The 13,314-nt window shown below is 71.9% G+C and carries 16 protein-coding genes; 8 read left to right on the top strand and 8 right to left on the bottom strand.

Annotated elements, in window-relative coordinates:
- The first annotated feature begins 106 nt into the window (after positions 1–106).
- On the top strand, positions 107–1,420 hold the full coding sequence (locus tag OHB21_RS36920; protein ID WP_067510226.1) for an MFS transporter: 1,314 nt from the start codon (positions 107–109) through the stop codon (positions 1,418–1,420).
- A 4-nt stretch (positions 1,421–1,424) separates the two neighbouring features.
- On the opposite strand, the gene OHB21_RS36915 is transcribed toward OHB21_RS36920, so the two are convergent.
- From OHB21_RS36915 to OHB21_RS36900, 4 genes are all read right to left on the bottom strand, one after another.
- Positions 1,425–1,766, bottom strand: coding sequence for a hypothetical protein (locus tag OHB21_RS36915; RefSeq protein ID WP_067510228.1), 342 nt, complete (start codon positions 1,764–1,766; stop codon positions 1,425–1,427).
- A 168-nt stretch (positions 1,767–1,934) separates the two neighbouring features.
- Positions 1,935–2,336, bottom strand: a complete 402-nt coding sequence (locus tag OHB21_RS36910; RefSeq protein WP_195125947.1) for a PaaI family thioesterase — start codon at positions 2,334–2,336, stop codon at positions 1,935–1,937.
- Positions 2,337–2,426: 90 nt separating this feature from the next.
- Positions 2,427–3,176: an SDR family oxidoreductase gene (locus tag OHB21_RS36905; protein WP_195125946.1), complete on the bottom strand. Its 750-nt coding sequence runs from the start codon at positions 3,174–3,176 to the stop codon at positions 2,427–2,429.
- Between the two features lie 30 nt (positions 3,177–3,206).
- Positions 3,207–3,578 (bottom strand): hypothetical protein, encoded by a 372-nt coding sequence (locus OHB21_RS36900; RefSeq protein ID WP_067510235.1) that lies wholly within the window; start codon positions 3,576–3,578, stop codon positions 3,207–3,209.
- A gap of 384 nt (positions 3,579–3,962) precedes the next feature.
- Here OHB21_RS36900 and OHB21_RS36895 point away from each other — a divergent pair, with 384 nt between their 5' ends.
- The 3 genes from OHB21_RS36895 to OHB21_RS36885 all read left to right on the top strand — a co-directional run bounded on the left by OHB21_RS36895 (position 3,963) and on the right by OHB21_RS36885 (position 6,596).
- Positions 3,963–5,144, top strand: coding sequence for an N-acetylmuramoyl-L-alanine amidase (locus OHB21_RS36895; protein ID WP_067510237.1), 1,182 nt, complete (start codon positions 3,963–3,965; stop codon positions 5,142–5,144).
- A gap of 46 nt (positions 5,145–5,190) precedes the next feature.
- Complete coding sequence (locus OHB21_RS36890) at positions 5,191–6,240, top strand: CobW family GTP-binding protein (RefSeq protein WP_067510239.1); 1,050 nt, start codon at positions 5,191–5,193, stop codon at positions 6,238–6,240.
- Between the two features lie 164 nt (positions 6,241–6,404).
- Positions 6,405–6,596: a hypothetical protein gene (locus tag OHB21_RS36885; protein WP_067510241.1), complete on the top strand. Its 192-nt coding sequence runs from the start codon at positions 6,405–6,407 to the stop codon at positions 6,594–6,596.
- Positions 6,597–6,636: 40 nt separating this feature from the next.
- Here the strand turns inward: OHB21_RS36885 and OHB21_RS36880 are convergent, their stop codons facing one another.
- The 4 genes from OHB21_RS36880 to OHB21_RS36865 all read right to left on the bottom strand — a co-directional run bounded on the left by OHB21_RS36880 (position 6,637) and on the right by OHB21_RS36865 (position 10,478).
- Positions 6,637–7,644, bottom strand: coding sequence for an AraC family transcriptional regulator (locus OHB21_RS36880; protein ID WP_067510242.1), 1,008 nt, complete (start codon positions 7,642–7,644; stop codon positions 6,637–6,639).
- 108 nt (positions 7,645–7,752) lie between these two features.
- The gene (locus tag OHB21_RS36875; RefSeq protein WP_195125944.1) at positions 7,753–8,187 is read right to left on the bottom strand and encodes a molybdenum cofactor biosynthesis protein MoaE; all 435 of its coding nucleotides are present in this window, start codon (positions 8,185–8,187) and stop codon (positions 7,753–7,755) included.
- Positions 8,174–9,232 (bottom strand): bifunctional molybdenum cofactor biosynthesis protein MoaC/MoaB, encoded by a 1,059-nt coding sequence (gene moaCB / locus OHB21_RS36870; protein ID WP_195125943.1) that lies wholly within the window; start codon positions 9,230–9,232, stop codon positions 8,174–8,176. Before moaCB ends, OHB21_RS36875 begins: the two co-directional genes overlap by 14 nt.
- A gap of 43 nt (positions 9,233–9,275) precedes the next feature.
- Positions 9,276–10,478, bottom strand: a complete 1,203-nt coding sequence (locus OHB21_RS36865; RefSeq protein ID WP_067510249.1) for a molybdopterin molybdotransferase MoeA — start codon at positions 10,476–10,478, stop codon at positions 9,276–9,278.
- A 171-nt stretch (positions 10,479–10,649) separates the two neighbouring features.
- Between OHB21_RS36865 and moaA the strand changes: the two genes are divergently transcribed.
- From moaA to OHB21_RS36845, 4 genes are all read left to right on the top strand, one after another.
- The gene (gene moaA, locus OHB21_RS36860) at positions 10,650–11,708 is read left to right on the top strand and encodes a GTP 3',8-cyclase MoaA (RefSeq protein ID WP_067510251.1); all 1,059 of its coding nucleotides are present in this window, start codon (positions 10,650–10,652) and stop codon (positions 11,706–11,708) included.
- Entirely contained in the window at positions 11,701–11,943 is a 243-nt protein-coding gene (locus OHB21_RS36855) for a MoaD/ThiS family protein (protein WP_067510253.1), read from the top strand. The genes moaA and OHB21_RS36855 overlap by 8 nt, the downstream gene beginning before the upstream one ends.
- A 182-nt stretch (positions 11,944–12,125) precedes the next feature.
- Positions 12,126–12,494, top strand: coding sequence for an iron chaperone (locus OHB21_RS36850; RefSeq protein WP_067510255.1), 369 nt, complete (start codon positions 12,126–12,128; stop codon positions 12,492–12,494).
- A gap of 105 nt (positions 12,495–12,599) precedes the next feature.
- Positions 12,600–13,313, top strand: coding sequence for a YciI family protein (locus OHB21_RS36845; protein WP_195125942.1), 714 nt, complete (start codon positions 12,600–12,602; stop codon positions 13,311–13,313).
- Position 13,314: the final 1 nt, after the last annotated feature.

Here is a 13,314-nt window from a genome sequence, read left to right as displayed (position 1 = left end):
GTTCCGCCGCGGCGGGTAACGCCTCCTTCCGTGCCCGGCCGCTCGTCGCGCCCGGGCCCGATCGACGAATCGAGGCCCACGGGGCGCATCGGGTGAGGAGGCGGAGATGACCGACCGCGCACAGGAGGCGAGGCCGCTGAAACGGTCGGTGGCCGCGTCCGCGATGGGCAACGCCACCGAGTGGTTCGACTACGGCGTGTACGCCGCGACCGCCACCTACCTCACCGACGCGTTCTTCCCCGGCGAGCTCGGCACCCTCGGCACCATGCTGGGCTTCGCCATCTCGTTCCTGCTGCGCCCGCTCGGCGGCATGGTGTGGGGCCCGCTCGGCGATCGCATCGGCCGCAAAGCGGTGCTGGCCACCACGATTCTGCTGATGTCGGCCGCCACCGGCCTCATCGGCCTGCTGCCGACGCACTCCTCGGTGGGCGTGCTCGCGCCGATCCTGCTCATCCTGCTGCGCGTGGTCCAGGGCTTCTCCACCGGCGGCGAATACGGCGGCGCGGCCACCTATCTGGCCGAATGCGCGACCGACCGCAGGCGCGGATTCCTCGGCAGCTTCCTCGAATTCGGCACCCTCGCCGGCTTCGTCGGCGGTTCGGCCGTGGTGCTCGCCTGCCAGCTCGCGCTGGGGTCGGAGGCCATGCACGACTGGGGCTGGCGCATCCCGTTCCTGATCGCCGTGCCGCTGGGCCTCACCGGCTGGTACCTGCGCGCCAAGCTGGACGAATCGCCGGTGTTCGAGGAGGTCGCCGAGAAGCCGCACCCGCCGACCGGCCTGCGCGAGCTGGTCACCGGCTACCGCCGCGAGCTGCTCACCCTGGGCGGTCTGGTGATCGCGCTGAACGTGGTCAACTACACGCTGCTCACCTACCAGCCCACCTATCTCCAGAACACCATCGGCATGTCGGAATCGGGCACCACCGCCATGATGCTGACCGGCCAGATCGTGATGATGCTGGTGCTGCCGTTCTTCGGGCTGCTCTCCGACCGCGTCGGGCGCAGGCCGCTGTGGCTGGTCTCGCTGGTGGGTCTCGCGGTGGCCGCCGTGCCGATGTACTGGCTGATGGGGCAGGGAACCGCCTGGGCCATCACGGGATTCATCGTGCTCGGCCTGCTGTACGTGCCGCAGCTGGCCACGATCAGCTCCACCTTCCCGGCGATCTTCCCGACGCACGTGCGCTACGCCGGTTTCGCGCTGGCCTACAACGTGTCGACGGCCGCGTTCGGCGGCACCGCGCCGCTGGTCAACGAGGCCGCCATCGAGTCGACCGGGTGGTCGCTGTTCCCCGCGGCGTACATGGTGGGCGCCTCGCTGATCGGCCTGGTGGCCTGGGCGTACCTGCGCGAGACGGCGGGAACGTCGTTGCGCGGCACCGAGGTTCCCGACGCGGAGCGCGCGGCGGTGCCGGTGAGCTGACCCGCTACTTCGGCCAGGCGTCCTCCACGACGACCCCGCCTTCGGCACGCGCCTTCGCGTACTGTTCGGCGATCCACGCGACGGGATAGGTCGGCCACAGCGACACCGCGCCGGTTTCCTTGTCTATCACCGACATCGAGCCGGCCGCGAGCGGCGGTGGCACGCCTTCCCCGTTCGCCGCGAGCGGTCCGAGTACGCCCGACACCACGAAACAGGTGTCGAATTCCGTGATGACAGTGGTGATTTCGTCCCCGGCCTGGCGGGGGAAGTACTTGTCGGCAATCCCCCGGGCGGCCGTGGCGTCCACCGGTGTGGCCGCGCCGGTGGGGTAGGCGTGGACTCGCATGGCCGAGACTGTATCCCGCGCGGGCGGGCCGCGGAGGGGCTGTGCGAAGGACGCCGTGCGAGAAAGGGCCCGGCCGCTCCTGCTCCCCCCTCCTGGAGCAGGTTCGGCCGGGCTCGGAAGAACCATGCCTCGGGGGGCTTGACAGGGGCTTAAGGAGGGCTTATCGGGTCAGAGCACGGCCTGGGTCTGGGTCACCTTGGCGACGAGCTTGCCCGCGTCGTCGTGGATCTCGGTCTCCACCACGATGAACGAACGGCCGGCGTGCAGCGCGCGGGCCGAGGCCACCGCGTGCCCGGAACGGATCGCGCGCAGGAAGTTGGTCTTGGACTCCACGGTGGTGGTGCCCTGCTTGCCCTCGGGCAGGTTCAGGAACGCGCACACCGCGCCGGTCGCGTCGGCCAAGGCCATCAGGACGCCGCCGTGCAGCGCGCCGCCCAGCGTGCACAGCGACTCGTCCCAGGCCAGGCGGCTGCGCACCAGGGCGGGGCCGTGTTCGAGCACCTCGACGCCGAGGCGTTCGGTGAACGGCATGGACTGATGGAACAGGGCGGTGCCGGTCTCGTCGATCATGGGGGCCATGCTGCCCGGCGCGGGCGCGCCGGTCGATTACCCGCGAGGTAATCGGCGCCGATCCGCGCGGGGATGGCGGGAACTGGCGAGTCAGCCGATCCGCGCGACGAGTGCGGCGGGCAGATGCGGCAGCGCCGCGCCGATCAGGCGCCAGGGCCAGGCCGGGACGCACGCGCGGGTCTGTTCGCGCTCGATCGCCCGCACCATCGCGGTCACGCCCTTGTCCAGCGGCGCCACCAGCTTCGCGTCACCCGCCTTCGCGGCCATATCGGTGGCGATGAAGCCGGGCAGCAGAGTGGTGACGGCGATCGGCGTGCGCGCCAGCTCGGTGCTCAGCGCGTCGCCCAGCGCGGCCAGGCCGGCCTTGCTCGCCGAGTACGCGGCCTTCTTCTTCGGCAGCCCGCGCAGCGCGCTGATCGAGGACACCAGCACCAGGTGCCCGGCGTTCTGCTCGCGGAAGATCTCCAGCGCCGCCTCGGCCTGGGCCAGCGCGCTGACGAAGTTGGTGGTGGCGGTGGCCAGGTTGGCGTCGGCGCGCCCGCTGCCGATCACCGCGCCCTTGCCGAGGCCCGCGTTCACGATCACCCGGTCCAGGCCGCCGAGTTCGGCGCGCAGCTCGCCGAAGACGCGCGGCACCGCCGCGTGGTCGTTCACGTCGAGCGCGCGGATCGCCACGGTGCTGCCGGGGTGCGCGGCGGTGAGTTCGGCGCGCAACTCCTCGAGCAGTTCGGTACGACGGGCGCACAGCCCGAGATCGCGTCCCTCGGCGGCGAACGCCCGCGCCATGCCCGCGCCCAGCCCGGAGCTGGCGCCGGTGATCAGAATCCTCTGCCTCGTCATGCGGCGACCCTAATGCGCGGGCCGCCCCGCTCAGAAGCCGGCTGAGCCCGTGGACGGCGGCGGGGGCAGCATCCGCCACGCGCCGCAGTTCTCGGTCTTGAACGCGACGTCGGTCGGTTTGATCACCACGCGCACCGGGGCGAGGCGGGTGAAGTTGTTGCCGATGATGTAGTTCATGTTCGTGTTGTCGCCCTCGACCTTCCACAGCCTGCGCCAATCGCAGCCGTAGGCGGGGTCGGGCGTGCCCGGCGACTCCCACACACCGGGGAAGATGTCGACGCCCACCAGGTAGAGCCCGTCGCCGGGCATGACGGTGGCGGGTTGGGCGGCGGCGGTGCCCGCCCCGAGCAGGGTGGCCGCGGACGCCATCGCGCCCGCGATCAAGAGCGTGCTGGCACGCATGACGTTGTTCTCCTCCGGCTCGCGTGTCGCCCGAGTCGGGCGGCTGACCTGCTGAGATCCCCGTGTCTCGAAGGCCAGATCTACCAGAGTCCCGGCGCGCCGTCCCTCGATTCAAGAGATTTCTGTCACATTCACCGGGGGCGCGGTCGTGTTTCGGGGTGGAATGGTTGCTGGACCGGCGGGAATGTGTCGCCAGGGCGGCTTGATCCGCATCCGACGAGCCCGCTCTATACCGATTGACCAGGCAGAATGCGGGCCGAGTGTCGGGTAACAGTTCGGTAACCAGGGTTGCCCCGCCGTGTCGGGCGTTGCAAGAGTGAACCACTGGGTTTGGTGTTACTAGTGGGAAGGGAGGGGTGCTCCGTCCCGGGGCGCCGACCGAACATGAAGCCGAGCATCATCAAGGCCGGTATCTCCACCGCCGTCACGGCCGCGGTAACCGTCACCCTCGCCGGAATCGCCCCGCTCACCGCGTCGGCCGAACCGGTGTCCCCCGAGAACGCCGCCAGGCTCACGGGCACCACGGTGTTCCTCGATCCCGGCCACCAGGGCCCCGGTCACGCCGAGAACCTCGGCAGACAGGTCTCCGACGGACGCGGCGGCACCAAGGACTGCCAGACCACCGGTATGACCTCCGTGCACGGCGTGCCGGAACACACCATCAACTGGAACGTCTCCCAGCTGGTCAAGACCGCGCTCGAACACCTGGGCGCGCGCGTGGTGCTCAGCCGCGCCGACGACACCGGCTGGGGCGGCTGCATCGACGAGCGCGCCCGCGCCGCCAACGAGTCCGGCGCCGCCGTCGCGGTGAGCATCCACGCCGACAGCGCACCGCCCGCCGAGCGCGGCTTCCACCTCATCGTGCCCGCGCTGCCGATCCCGGATTCCCAGGCTGACGCGGCGCAGTCCGGCGAGGGTCGCGCGCTCAGCGAATCGGTGCGCGACGCCTACCTCGCGGCCGGCTTCCCCGCCGCCACCTACGCGGGCATCCAGAACGGATTGCAGACCCGCACCGATATCGCAGGCCCCGCGCTGACCCGGGTGCCGCTGGTGTTCGTGGAGATGGGCAACGGCGCCAACGCCGACGACGCGACCGAACTCGGCAGCCCGGAAGGGCAGTTGAAGCACGCGGTCGCCATCACCACCGGTCTGGTGAACCACCTGCTGGGCGGCGCGCCGCCGGCCGACACCCCGGCTGCCGCACCGGAATCGCCCACCGCCGCACCGACTTCGGCACCGGCGCCCGCCGATCCGCAGCCGGAGGCCGCGCCGACCTCCGAACCGCAGACCCCGGCCGCGCAAGCTCCCGGGTCACCACAGGTTCCGGCGGCACTCGCGCCGCCGAGCCGTCCCGCGCCCGGTGCGGAGCCTTCGGCGCCGCTGCGGCCGAAGACGCCCACGCTGCCCGGCTCCTCGCCCGACGAGTCGAGTTCGCTGGTCGGCACCGTGATGAAACTACTCATGCCGCTCGCGGGTGCGCTCGGCATGGACGACACCAGGATCACGGCCGAGCTGATCAACCTGGCCTACACCCTCGCCAGCGCCCTGCTCTCGCCGACCGACTGACCGGGCGGCGCGGCTTCACCCGGAAAGCACGGCCGCGCGGGCCGCTATGGTGGTCCGCGTGGCTGACCGGATACCTGTCCTGATCGTCGCCGGGTTCCTCGGAGCGGGCAAGACCACGCTGCTCAACCACCTGCTGCGCAACAATCGCGGCACCCGGATCGGTGTGGTCGTCAACGACTTCGGCGCCGTCAATATCGACGCCATGCTGGTCGCGGGCCAGGTGGACGCGATGGTGTCGCTCGGCAACGGCTGCGTGTGCTGCGCCGTCGACGTCTCCGAGCTCGACGACCTGTTCACCCGCCTGACCGAACCGCGCGCCGGGATCGACGTGATCGTGGTGGAGGCCAGCGGTCTCGCGGAGCCGCGCAACCTGATCCGCATGGTCCTCGGCAGCGAGAACCCCCGCATCCGCTACGGCGGGCTGGTCGAGGTGGTCGACGCCGAACTGTTCGGCGAATCCCGCGCCCGCCACCCGGAACTCGCCACCCACCTGCGCCTGGCCGACCTCGTCGTGGTGAACAAGGCCGACCGCGTGCCCGAGGCCGACCTCGAGGCCCTGCGCGCGGAGTTGACCGACCTGGTGGGGCAGGTTCCGGTGTACGCGACCACGCGCGGGCGCATCGACCCCGGCCTGCTCTTCGACGAGCCGCTGCGCGCCGAGCCGCGCGTCGCCGAACAGCTGAGCTTCGATTCGTTGCTCGCCGAGCACGACCACGATCACAACGACCCGGACCACAAGCACCTGCACGACGACTACACCAGCGTCAGCTTCACCAGCGATCGCGATCTGGACCCGCGCGCGCTGATCGGTTTCCTGGAGGACCCGCCGCGCGGACTGTTCCGCGCCAAGGGGTTCGCGGCGTTCGGCGTCGCGGCCGAGCGCCGGAAGTTCGAGCTGCACATGGTCGGCAGGCATATCGTGTTCGAGCCGAGCCCGTGGCGGCGCGGCGAACGGCGCGCCAGCAACCTCGTGCTCATCGGCGCGGGCCTGCCCGCCGACCGTGCGCTGGCGCGTCTGCGTGACACGGTGCACACCGGCGAGGACCCCCTCGACGAGCGGGCCATGCTGGGCGTTTGGCGCTACACGCCGCACTGAGTACGCACATTGGCGCGTTTGCCGCGAGCTGGCGCGTTCGGTGCTGGCGGCGCCACCCGGTTTGCCGCGACACTGCTAGCACGCCCGCCGCCGCGTCGGTGCACTGCGCCGCGCGAGGGGCCGGATGGGTCGGACGTTCGTTCTGCGAGTGAGGGGAGAGTTCGGTGTCCGAGACCTGGGAGAGCGCCACCGCCTACGTGATCGCGGCCCTGGAGGCCAAAGGGACGGCGACGCGCCACGACTTCGACGTACCCGCCATCGTCGCCGCGAGCCGCGATATCGCCGACAGCTGGGATTTCCGCGCCATCGAGGCCGCCACCTTCTGGCGTATCGCGGCCACGTTCCTGCGCGTGTGAGCACCGGGCGATATGCCGGGTGCCCGTGACCCACTACCGCTCAGTCGAAGCGTTCGGCCTGGCGCGCGCCGCCCTCGACGCGCCAGCGCCGGGCGGCCCGCCGGATCGAGCCCGCGTCGGAATAGCCCAGCAGCTGGGCTTGGCGGGACCGGCTCAGCGGGCCCGTCGCCCTGGCCGCGCGCAGCCGGTCGGCGCGCGCCCGGTCCAGTTCCTTGCGCCAGGTGGTGCCCGCTTCCATGAGCCTGCGCTGCAAGGTGCGCGGACTGGTGGCCAGGCGCCGGGCGACGGCGTCGAGCGAGGTGTCGCCGGCGGCGAACGCGTCGGCGAGGGCGTCGGCGACCCGCTGCGGCCAGGCCGAGGGCAGCGGCGGTGGCGGCGGCAGCGCGGCCGCCAGCGGGCGCAGGATCTTCGCCAGCACCGGATCGGCGGTCGTGAGCGGCAGGGACATATCCGCGGTGCGGAAGACGAGGGCGTCGGCGTCGGCCTCGAATTCGACGGCGTCGGTACCGAAGACCTCGACGTAGGCGCGGTGGTCGGCGGGCGCGCGTCTGCGCAGCGTGACCCGCAGCGGCACCAGCGGACCGTCGACCACGCGCCGCGCGCGGCTGAGCACCGCGCTCAACCCCCACAGCTGGGTGAGGTCGCGGCCCAGGCCCTCGCCGTCGATCATCTCCAGGTACAGCGCCGTCTCGTGCTCGTCGTGGGTGACCAGGTCGAAGCGGTGATTGGTGGTGACCGCCGAGACGTAGGGCCCGCAGGTGGCCAGCCCCTCGCCGAGCGTCGGCGCGGTGGCGAACAGGTAGTCGTAGAGCCCGAGGCTGCGCAGTTCGTAGCGGTGCGCGACCCGCAGCGGGATGTCCGGATCACCCAGGCCGTGCGCCGCGAGTTCCCACAGGCGCGAGAAGGTCTGGCTGGGCAAGTGGACGTCGTCGCCCGACATGGTCCACACCGGTAGCCCGGTCTCTTTGATCAATCGGTCGCGGTCCAGCCCGGCGGCCGTCAGCTGCGAGATGACGAAGCGATGCAGCAGCACCTGATCGGTTCCCACGCGTCCTCCTGCCGTCCGGGGCGGAACAACTCCGGACGAGAACGCTAACGTCGCCGGATGTGATCCGTCATCGGATTCGGGTTACGACCTTGTCAGCCGGCCGTGACATCACCCACAGGCGTTGACCCACTCGGACATGCCGTCGGCGAAGCGCTGCCGCTTCCAGATCGGCACCTCGTGTTTGATCCGGTCGACCAGCGCCGCGCACACCGTGAACGCCTCGGCCCGGTGCGGCGCGGCCACCGCGACGACGATCGCGAGATCGCCGATGGTGAGCGGGCCCACGCGGTGCACCGCCGCGACGGGCAGCCCACTCGCCGCGGCCGCGCTCGCGCAGCACTCCCGCAGGAAGCGCTCGGCCTGCGGGTGCGCGGAGTACTCCAGCGCCGATACGGTTTGTCCGCCATCGTGGTTGCGCACCTTGCCGGTGAACACCACGACCGCGCCGTGCTCCGGCCCGGTCACGGCGGCCTCGACTTCGGCGGGATCGAGCGGCTGGTCGCTGATGCGGGCCAGCCGCACGGTGCTTTCAGGCGCGGTCATGGTCGCCGCCTCCGGTCACTTGGGCCAGCAGATGGTCGAGCAGCGGTTCCAGCACGGCCATACCGTCTTTCACGCCGCCGGGGGATCCGGGCAGGTTCACGATCACCGAGCGGCCCGCCAGTCCGGCGACGCCCCGGCTGAGGGCGGCGAGCGGGAACTTCTCGGCGCCACGCCGACGGATCTCCTCGGCGACGCCGGGCAGTTCCCGGTCCAGCAGGGCGAGTGTCGCCTCGGGAGTGGCGTCGGTGGGGGAGGCGCCGGTGCCGCCCGTGGTGATCACCAGCGCGGGGGCGGGGCTCAGCGCGTCGGCGAGGCCGGCGGCGATCTCGGCGTCGGCGTAGACCAGCGGGCCGCGCACCGAGAAGCCCTGGCGCGTCAGCCATTCCACGAGCACGGGGCCGGTGGTGTCGGTAGCCGTGCCCGCCGACGCACGGGTGGAGGCGACCACGACGACCGCGGATCGCGGTGCGGGACCGCCGTTTTCGGTGGGGTCCGATGCTGTGATGCGCGGATGGTCCGCGCCGGGACCCGGACTCTCCGCGGCGTTCGTGCCTTCGCCCTCGTGATGCTCGGCGCCGGGACGTTCCCAATGTCCGCGCTTCCCGCCGTCTTTGGTGAGCAGCCGCACCCCGTTCAGCACCGCCGCCGGGTCCACCGCCTTCACCATGTCGTGCAGGGTGAGGCCGGCCACTGCGACAGCGGTGAGCGCCTCCATCTCGACGCCGGTGGGGCCCTTGGTCTTCGCGGTCGCCTCGATCGTGATGGTGTCGCCGGTGAACCCGAACTCCACCTTCACCGAGGAGAGCGCGAGCTGATGACACAGGGGGATCAGCTCGGAAGTCTTCTTGGCACCGGCGATTCCGGCCAGGCGCGCGGTGGACAGCACGTCGGCCTTCGGGAGTCCGTCGGCGCGCACCAGTGCCACCACCTCGGGCGTGGTGTGCAGCGCCCCGGCCGCCACCGCGACGCGCACGGTGTCGGCCTTCGCGCTCACGTCGACCATGCGGGCGCGGCCTTCCCGGTCGAGATGGGACAGCTCACTCATGACACCAGCCTGGCACAGCGGGCCCGCGGCCCCGACGGCGCGCTCACAGTTCCCGCACCGTCACGGGAGTGCCCGCGGGGAGGTCGGTGGCCTCGGCGGGCACGTCGATCAGCACGTCGGCCTTGGCCATCCCGGCCACCAGGTGCGAACCAGGGCCGGACACCGAGGTGACGCCGCCTTCGGTGAGCCGCCCGCGCAGGAACTGGCGCCGCCCGGCGGGGGAGCGCACGTCCTCGAGCAGCGCGACCGTGCTGACGCGCACCGGCGGCAGACCGGCGAGGTGGCGCAGGATCGGGCGCGCGAACACCTCGAACGACACCATGGTGCTCACCGGATTGCCCGGAAAGCTCAGTACCGGAACGCCGTCCACCACCGTGAGCCCCTGCGGACCACCCGGTTGCACGGCTACCGACCCGAATTCGCCGCCGCGGGCGGCCAGTACATCGCGCGCCACCTCGAAATCGCCCTTGGAGACGCCGCCGGTGGTGAACACCACATCAGCGGATCGCGTTGCGGCCGTGAGCAATCGGCCGAACACCCCGGGGTCGTCCACACTGTGCTCGACGGACTGCACCGCCACCCCGTTCGCGGTGAGCGCGGCCGCGAGCGCGATGCCGTTGGAGTTGTAGATCTGGCCCGGCCGCAGCGGCGTACCGGCGGCGACGAGTTCGTCCCCGGTGGTGATCACGGCCGCGCACACCGGCCGGAACACCGGAACCGTGGGCAGTCCGGCGGCCGCGAGGGCGGCGATGTGGCGGGGGTTCAGCGCCACACCCGCCGCGACGAGCAGTTCGCCCGCGCGCACGTCGGCGCCCGGCAGTCGCACGAATTCGCCCGCGCTGCGGCCTCTTTCGACCGTCACGCGGGCGCCGTCGGCGTGCGTGTCCTCCACCGGCACCACGCAGTCGGCGCCGGGCGGCATCGGCGCGCCGGTCATCACCTTCAGCGCCGCGCCCTCCGGCAGCGGCCGCCCCGGATCGCCCGCCGCCACCACGCCGGCCAGCGGCAGGGTGACGGGCGTGACCGCGACGGAGTCGGCGCGCACCGCGTACCCGTCCATCGCGGAGTTGCGGAACACCGGCAGGTCGATCGGCGCGCGGACGTCCTCGGCCAGCTGCCTGCCCAGCGCGGACGGCACCGCGACCGACTCCACGCGGCGCGCGGCCAGCGGCCGCAGCACCTGCTCGATGCGGTCGCGGTGGTCGTCGACGGACCGGGCCGTGGTTGCGGCCGACCGGTGTTTCATACCGGTCAGCCTATCCCCGCCACGCGCGTGCCCGGCGACCGTCCCCCGCCGCCCGCGCACCTCTCGCTACCGGAATCTCACGTACTGACATGGGAGTTTGTGAGATCTCGCCGGTTCTCGGCGCGGCGGCGGGGTGCCACGGCGAATCGGTCGACCGGTCATAATGGAGGGGTGACGTTGGTCGAGATGGGCATCCCCGCCGTGCGATCAGGGCGCCCCTCGCTCGACGGACGCCCTGAGACGCCGCTGCTGGTGGACCGTTTCGGCCGGGTGGCGCGCGATCTGCGGGTCTCGATCACCGAGAAGTGCTCGCTGCGCTGCACCTACTGCATGCCGGAGGAGGGGCTGCCGCCGATCCCGAAGGACGAACTGCTCACGGCGGGCGAGATCGTGCGCCTGGTCACCCTCGCGGTGCGCGAGCTGGGCGTGCGCGAGGTGCGGTTCACCGGCGGCGAGCCGCTGCTGCGGCGCGAACTCGAACAGATCGTCGCGGGCTGCCGCGCCCGGCTGCCGCGCCTGCCGATCGCCATGACCACCAACGGCGTCGGGCTCGAACATCGCGTACGCGGTCTCGTCGCGGCCGGGCTCACCCGTGTGAACGTCTCGCTCGACACCGTCGACCGGCACGCCTTCGCCCGGCTCACCCGCCGCGACCGGTTGCCCTCGGTGCTGGCAGGCATCCGCGCCGCCCGCGAGGCCGGGCTCGCGCCGGTCAAGGTGAACGCCGTGCTCATGCGCGAAAACCTCTCCGGCGCACCGGATCTGCTGCGCTGGTGCCTGGACGAGGGCTGCGAGCTGCGGTTCATCGAGGAGATGCCGCTCGACGCCGACCACGAGTGGGCGCGCGCCAATATGGTGACCGCCGCCGAACTGCTCGACGTGCTGGGCTCCCGGTTCACCCTCACCCCGGCCGGGCGCGCCGACCCCTCGGCCCCGGCCGAGAAGTGGCTGGTGGACGGCGGACCCGCCACCGTCGGCGTGATCGCGACCGTCACCCGCAAGTTCTGCGAGAGCTGCGACCGCACCCGCCTCACCGCCGACGGCATGCTGCGCTCGTGCCTGTTCAGCGATCAGGAGTTCGATGTGCGCCGCGCACTGCGTTCCGGCGCCAGCGACGACGACGTCGCCGAGATCTGGCGCGGCGCCATGTGGCAGAAGTGGGCCGGGCACGGTATCGACGCCGCGGGGTTCGTCCCGCCCGAACGCACGATGGGAGCCATCGGTGGTTGAGGTCCGCTATTTCGCCGCCATCGCCGACGCCGTCGGCAAGGACAGCGAACACCTGTCGCTGCCCGCCGGGGCCACCGTCGCCGACCTGCGCACCGCGCTCGCCGACACCTACGGCCCCGACCTGGACAAGATGCTCGGCGTGTGCGCGTACCTGGTGGACGACGAACTCACCCGCGACCCGTCGACCACCCTCACCCCGCGCGTGGACGTGTTGCCGCCCTTCGCGGGCGGGTAATACTTCCGTCGCGACCAGCCTGTCCCGGGTGCTCAGCCCGGGGCTGAGCGTCGTCCCCCGCGCCGACGGTCACCTGAGCGGTCCACACGCCGGATACGCCCGGGCTTCGGGCCGGGATCTCGGCGCTGGCGCCGCCGTGCGGGTCGCAGCACCACAAGTGTCGGCCGGGCTACAGTCGGCGCATGGTGCGCAGTCAGGCTTCGGACGTCGACGAATATCTCGCCGAGCTGCCCGAGGAGCGGCGGGCGGCGCTGACCCGATTGCGGGAGCTGTGCCGGGCCGAACTGCCGGGATTCACCGAGGTCATGGCCTACGGGATGCCGAACTACGCGCGCGACGGCGTCGGCGAGGTCGCATTCGCCGGTCAGAAGCAGTACCTGTCGATCTACCTGCTGCGCACGGAGGTGCGCGAGATGTTCGCCGACCGGCTGGCGGGATACGACATGGGCAAGGGCTGCCTGCGCTTTCGCCGGGCCGACCAGGTGGACTTCGATCTGGTCCGCGATCTGCTGCGGGCCACGGCCGCACTGCCGCCCGGCTCGATCTGCTGACGCCGGAAAATTTCTTCCGGCCTCGATGTAGAGAACGCGCCGCACGGTTCGTCGTCCTGGTAGAGAAGGGGTATCAGGCCCCTCGCAGCGAGGAAGGATGACGCCATGCATTATCTGGCTACGTTGGTGGGGCGCGAGGACGTCCCGGCCGCCCAGCCCGGTTCACCGGAGTTCGACGCCGAGGTCGCGCTGTACGCGGCGTTCGAGGAGCGCGAAGCCGCGGCCGTCGCGGGCGGCGCGGCGCTCTACCCGTCCGACGCGGCGCTGCACGTGCGGCGCGCGGACGGCCGCACCCTGGTCACCGACGGCCCCTACGCCGAACAGGCCGAGATCGTGGGCGGGTTCTACGTCTTCGAGGCCGCCGATCTGGACGAGGCCATCGGCCTGGCCCGGCAGCTGCCCGCCGCCGAGACCGGCGGCATCGAGGTGCGCCCGTTCGCCGAGTGGTTGCCCCACGACACCCCGCGCGCGGACTGGTGGGTGGCGCTGCTGTGGGAGCGGCCCGACGCGGTGGTCGAACCTGGCACACCGGAGTGGGACGCGATGGCGGCCGAACACGGCCGGTTCGGCGAGAAGTACGCCGACGCGATCCGCGGCGGCGGGGCGCTGCGCCCGCCGTCCACCGCCACCACGGTCCGGGTGCGCGACGGACGGCTCCTGCTCACCGACGGCCCCTACCCCGAGTTCGCCGAGGTGGTCGACGGGCTCTACCTGTTCGCCGCCGACAGCCGCGAACGGGCCGCCGAGATCGCCTCGGCCATCCCGCTCGGCGCGGGCGGCCGCGCCGAGGTGCGACAGGTCGTCGAGCTGGACGACTGAG

The sequence above is a fragment of the Nocardia puris genome (assembly GCF_036051655.1).
GTDB lineage: Bacteria > Actinomycetota > Actinomycetes > Mycobacteriales > Mycobacteriaceae > Nocardia > Nocardia puris.
The sequence above is the reverse complement of the archived record's forward strand: the minus strand, read 5'-3'. Positions and strand labels throughout refer to the sequence as shown.

What these genes read in the sequence shown, in the direction of transcription:
- OHB21_RS36920 (WP_067510226.1), top strand. Translation starts at nt 107, where the DNA reads ATGACCGACCGCGCACAGGAGGCGAGGCCGCTGAAACGGTCGGTGGCC.
- OHB21_RS36915 (WP_067510228.1), bottom strand. Translation starts at nt 1,766, where the DNA reads ATGCGAGTCCACGCCTACCCCACCGGCGCGGCCACACCGGTGGACGCC.
- OHB21_RS36910 (WP_195125947.1), bottom strand. Translation starts at nt 2,336, where the DNA reads ATGATCGACGAGACCGGCACCGCCCTGTTCCATCAGTCCATGCCGTTC.
- OHB21_RS36905 (WP_195125946.1), bottom strand. Translation starts at nt 3,176, where the DNA reads ATGACGAGGCAGAGGATTCTGATCACCGGCGCCAGCTCCGGGCTGGGC.
- OHB21_RS36900 (WP_067510235.1), bottom strand. Translation starts at nt 3,578, where the DNA reads ATGCGTGCCAGCACGCTCTTGATCGCGGGCGCGATGGCGTCCGCGGCC.
- OHB21_RS36895 (WP_067510237.1), top strand. Translation starts at nt 3,963, where the DNA reads ATGAAGCCGAGCATCATCAAGGCCGGTATCTCCACCGCCGTCACGGCC.
- OHB21_RS36890 (WP_067510239.1), top strand. Translation starts at nt 5,191, where the DNA reads ATGGTGGTCCGCGTGGCTGACCGGATACCTGTCCTGATCGTCGCCGGG.
- OHB21_RS36875 (WP_195125944.1), bottom strand. Translation starts at nt 8,187, where the DNA reads ATGACCGCGCCTGAAAGCACCGTGCGGCTGGCCCGCATCAGCGACCAG.
- moaCB (WP_195125943.1), bottom strand. Translation starts at nt 9,232, where the DNA reads ATGAGTGAGCTGTCCCATCTCGACCGGGAAGGCCGCGCCCGCATGGTC.
- OHB21_RS36865 (WP_067510249.1), bottom strand. Translation starts at nt 10,478, where the DNA reads ATGAAACACCGGTCGGCCGCAACCACGGCCCGGTCCGTCGACGACCAC.
- OHB21_RS36850 (WP_067510255.1), top strand. Translation starts at nt 12,126, where the DNA reads ATGGTGCGCAGTCAGGCTTCGGACGTCGACGAATATCTCGCCGAGCTG.
- OHB21_RS36845 (WP_195125942.1), top strand. Translation starts at nt 12,600, where the DNA reads ATGCATTATCTGGCTACGTTGGTGGGGCGCGAGGACGTCCCGGCCGCC.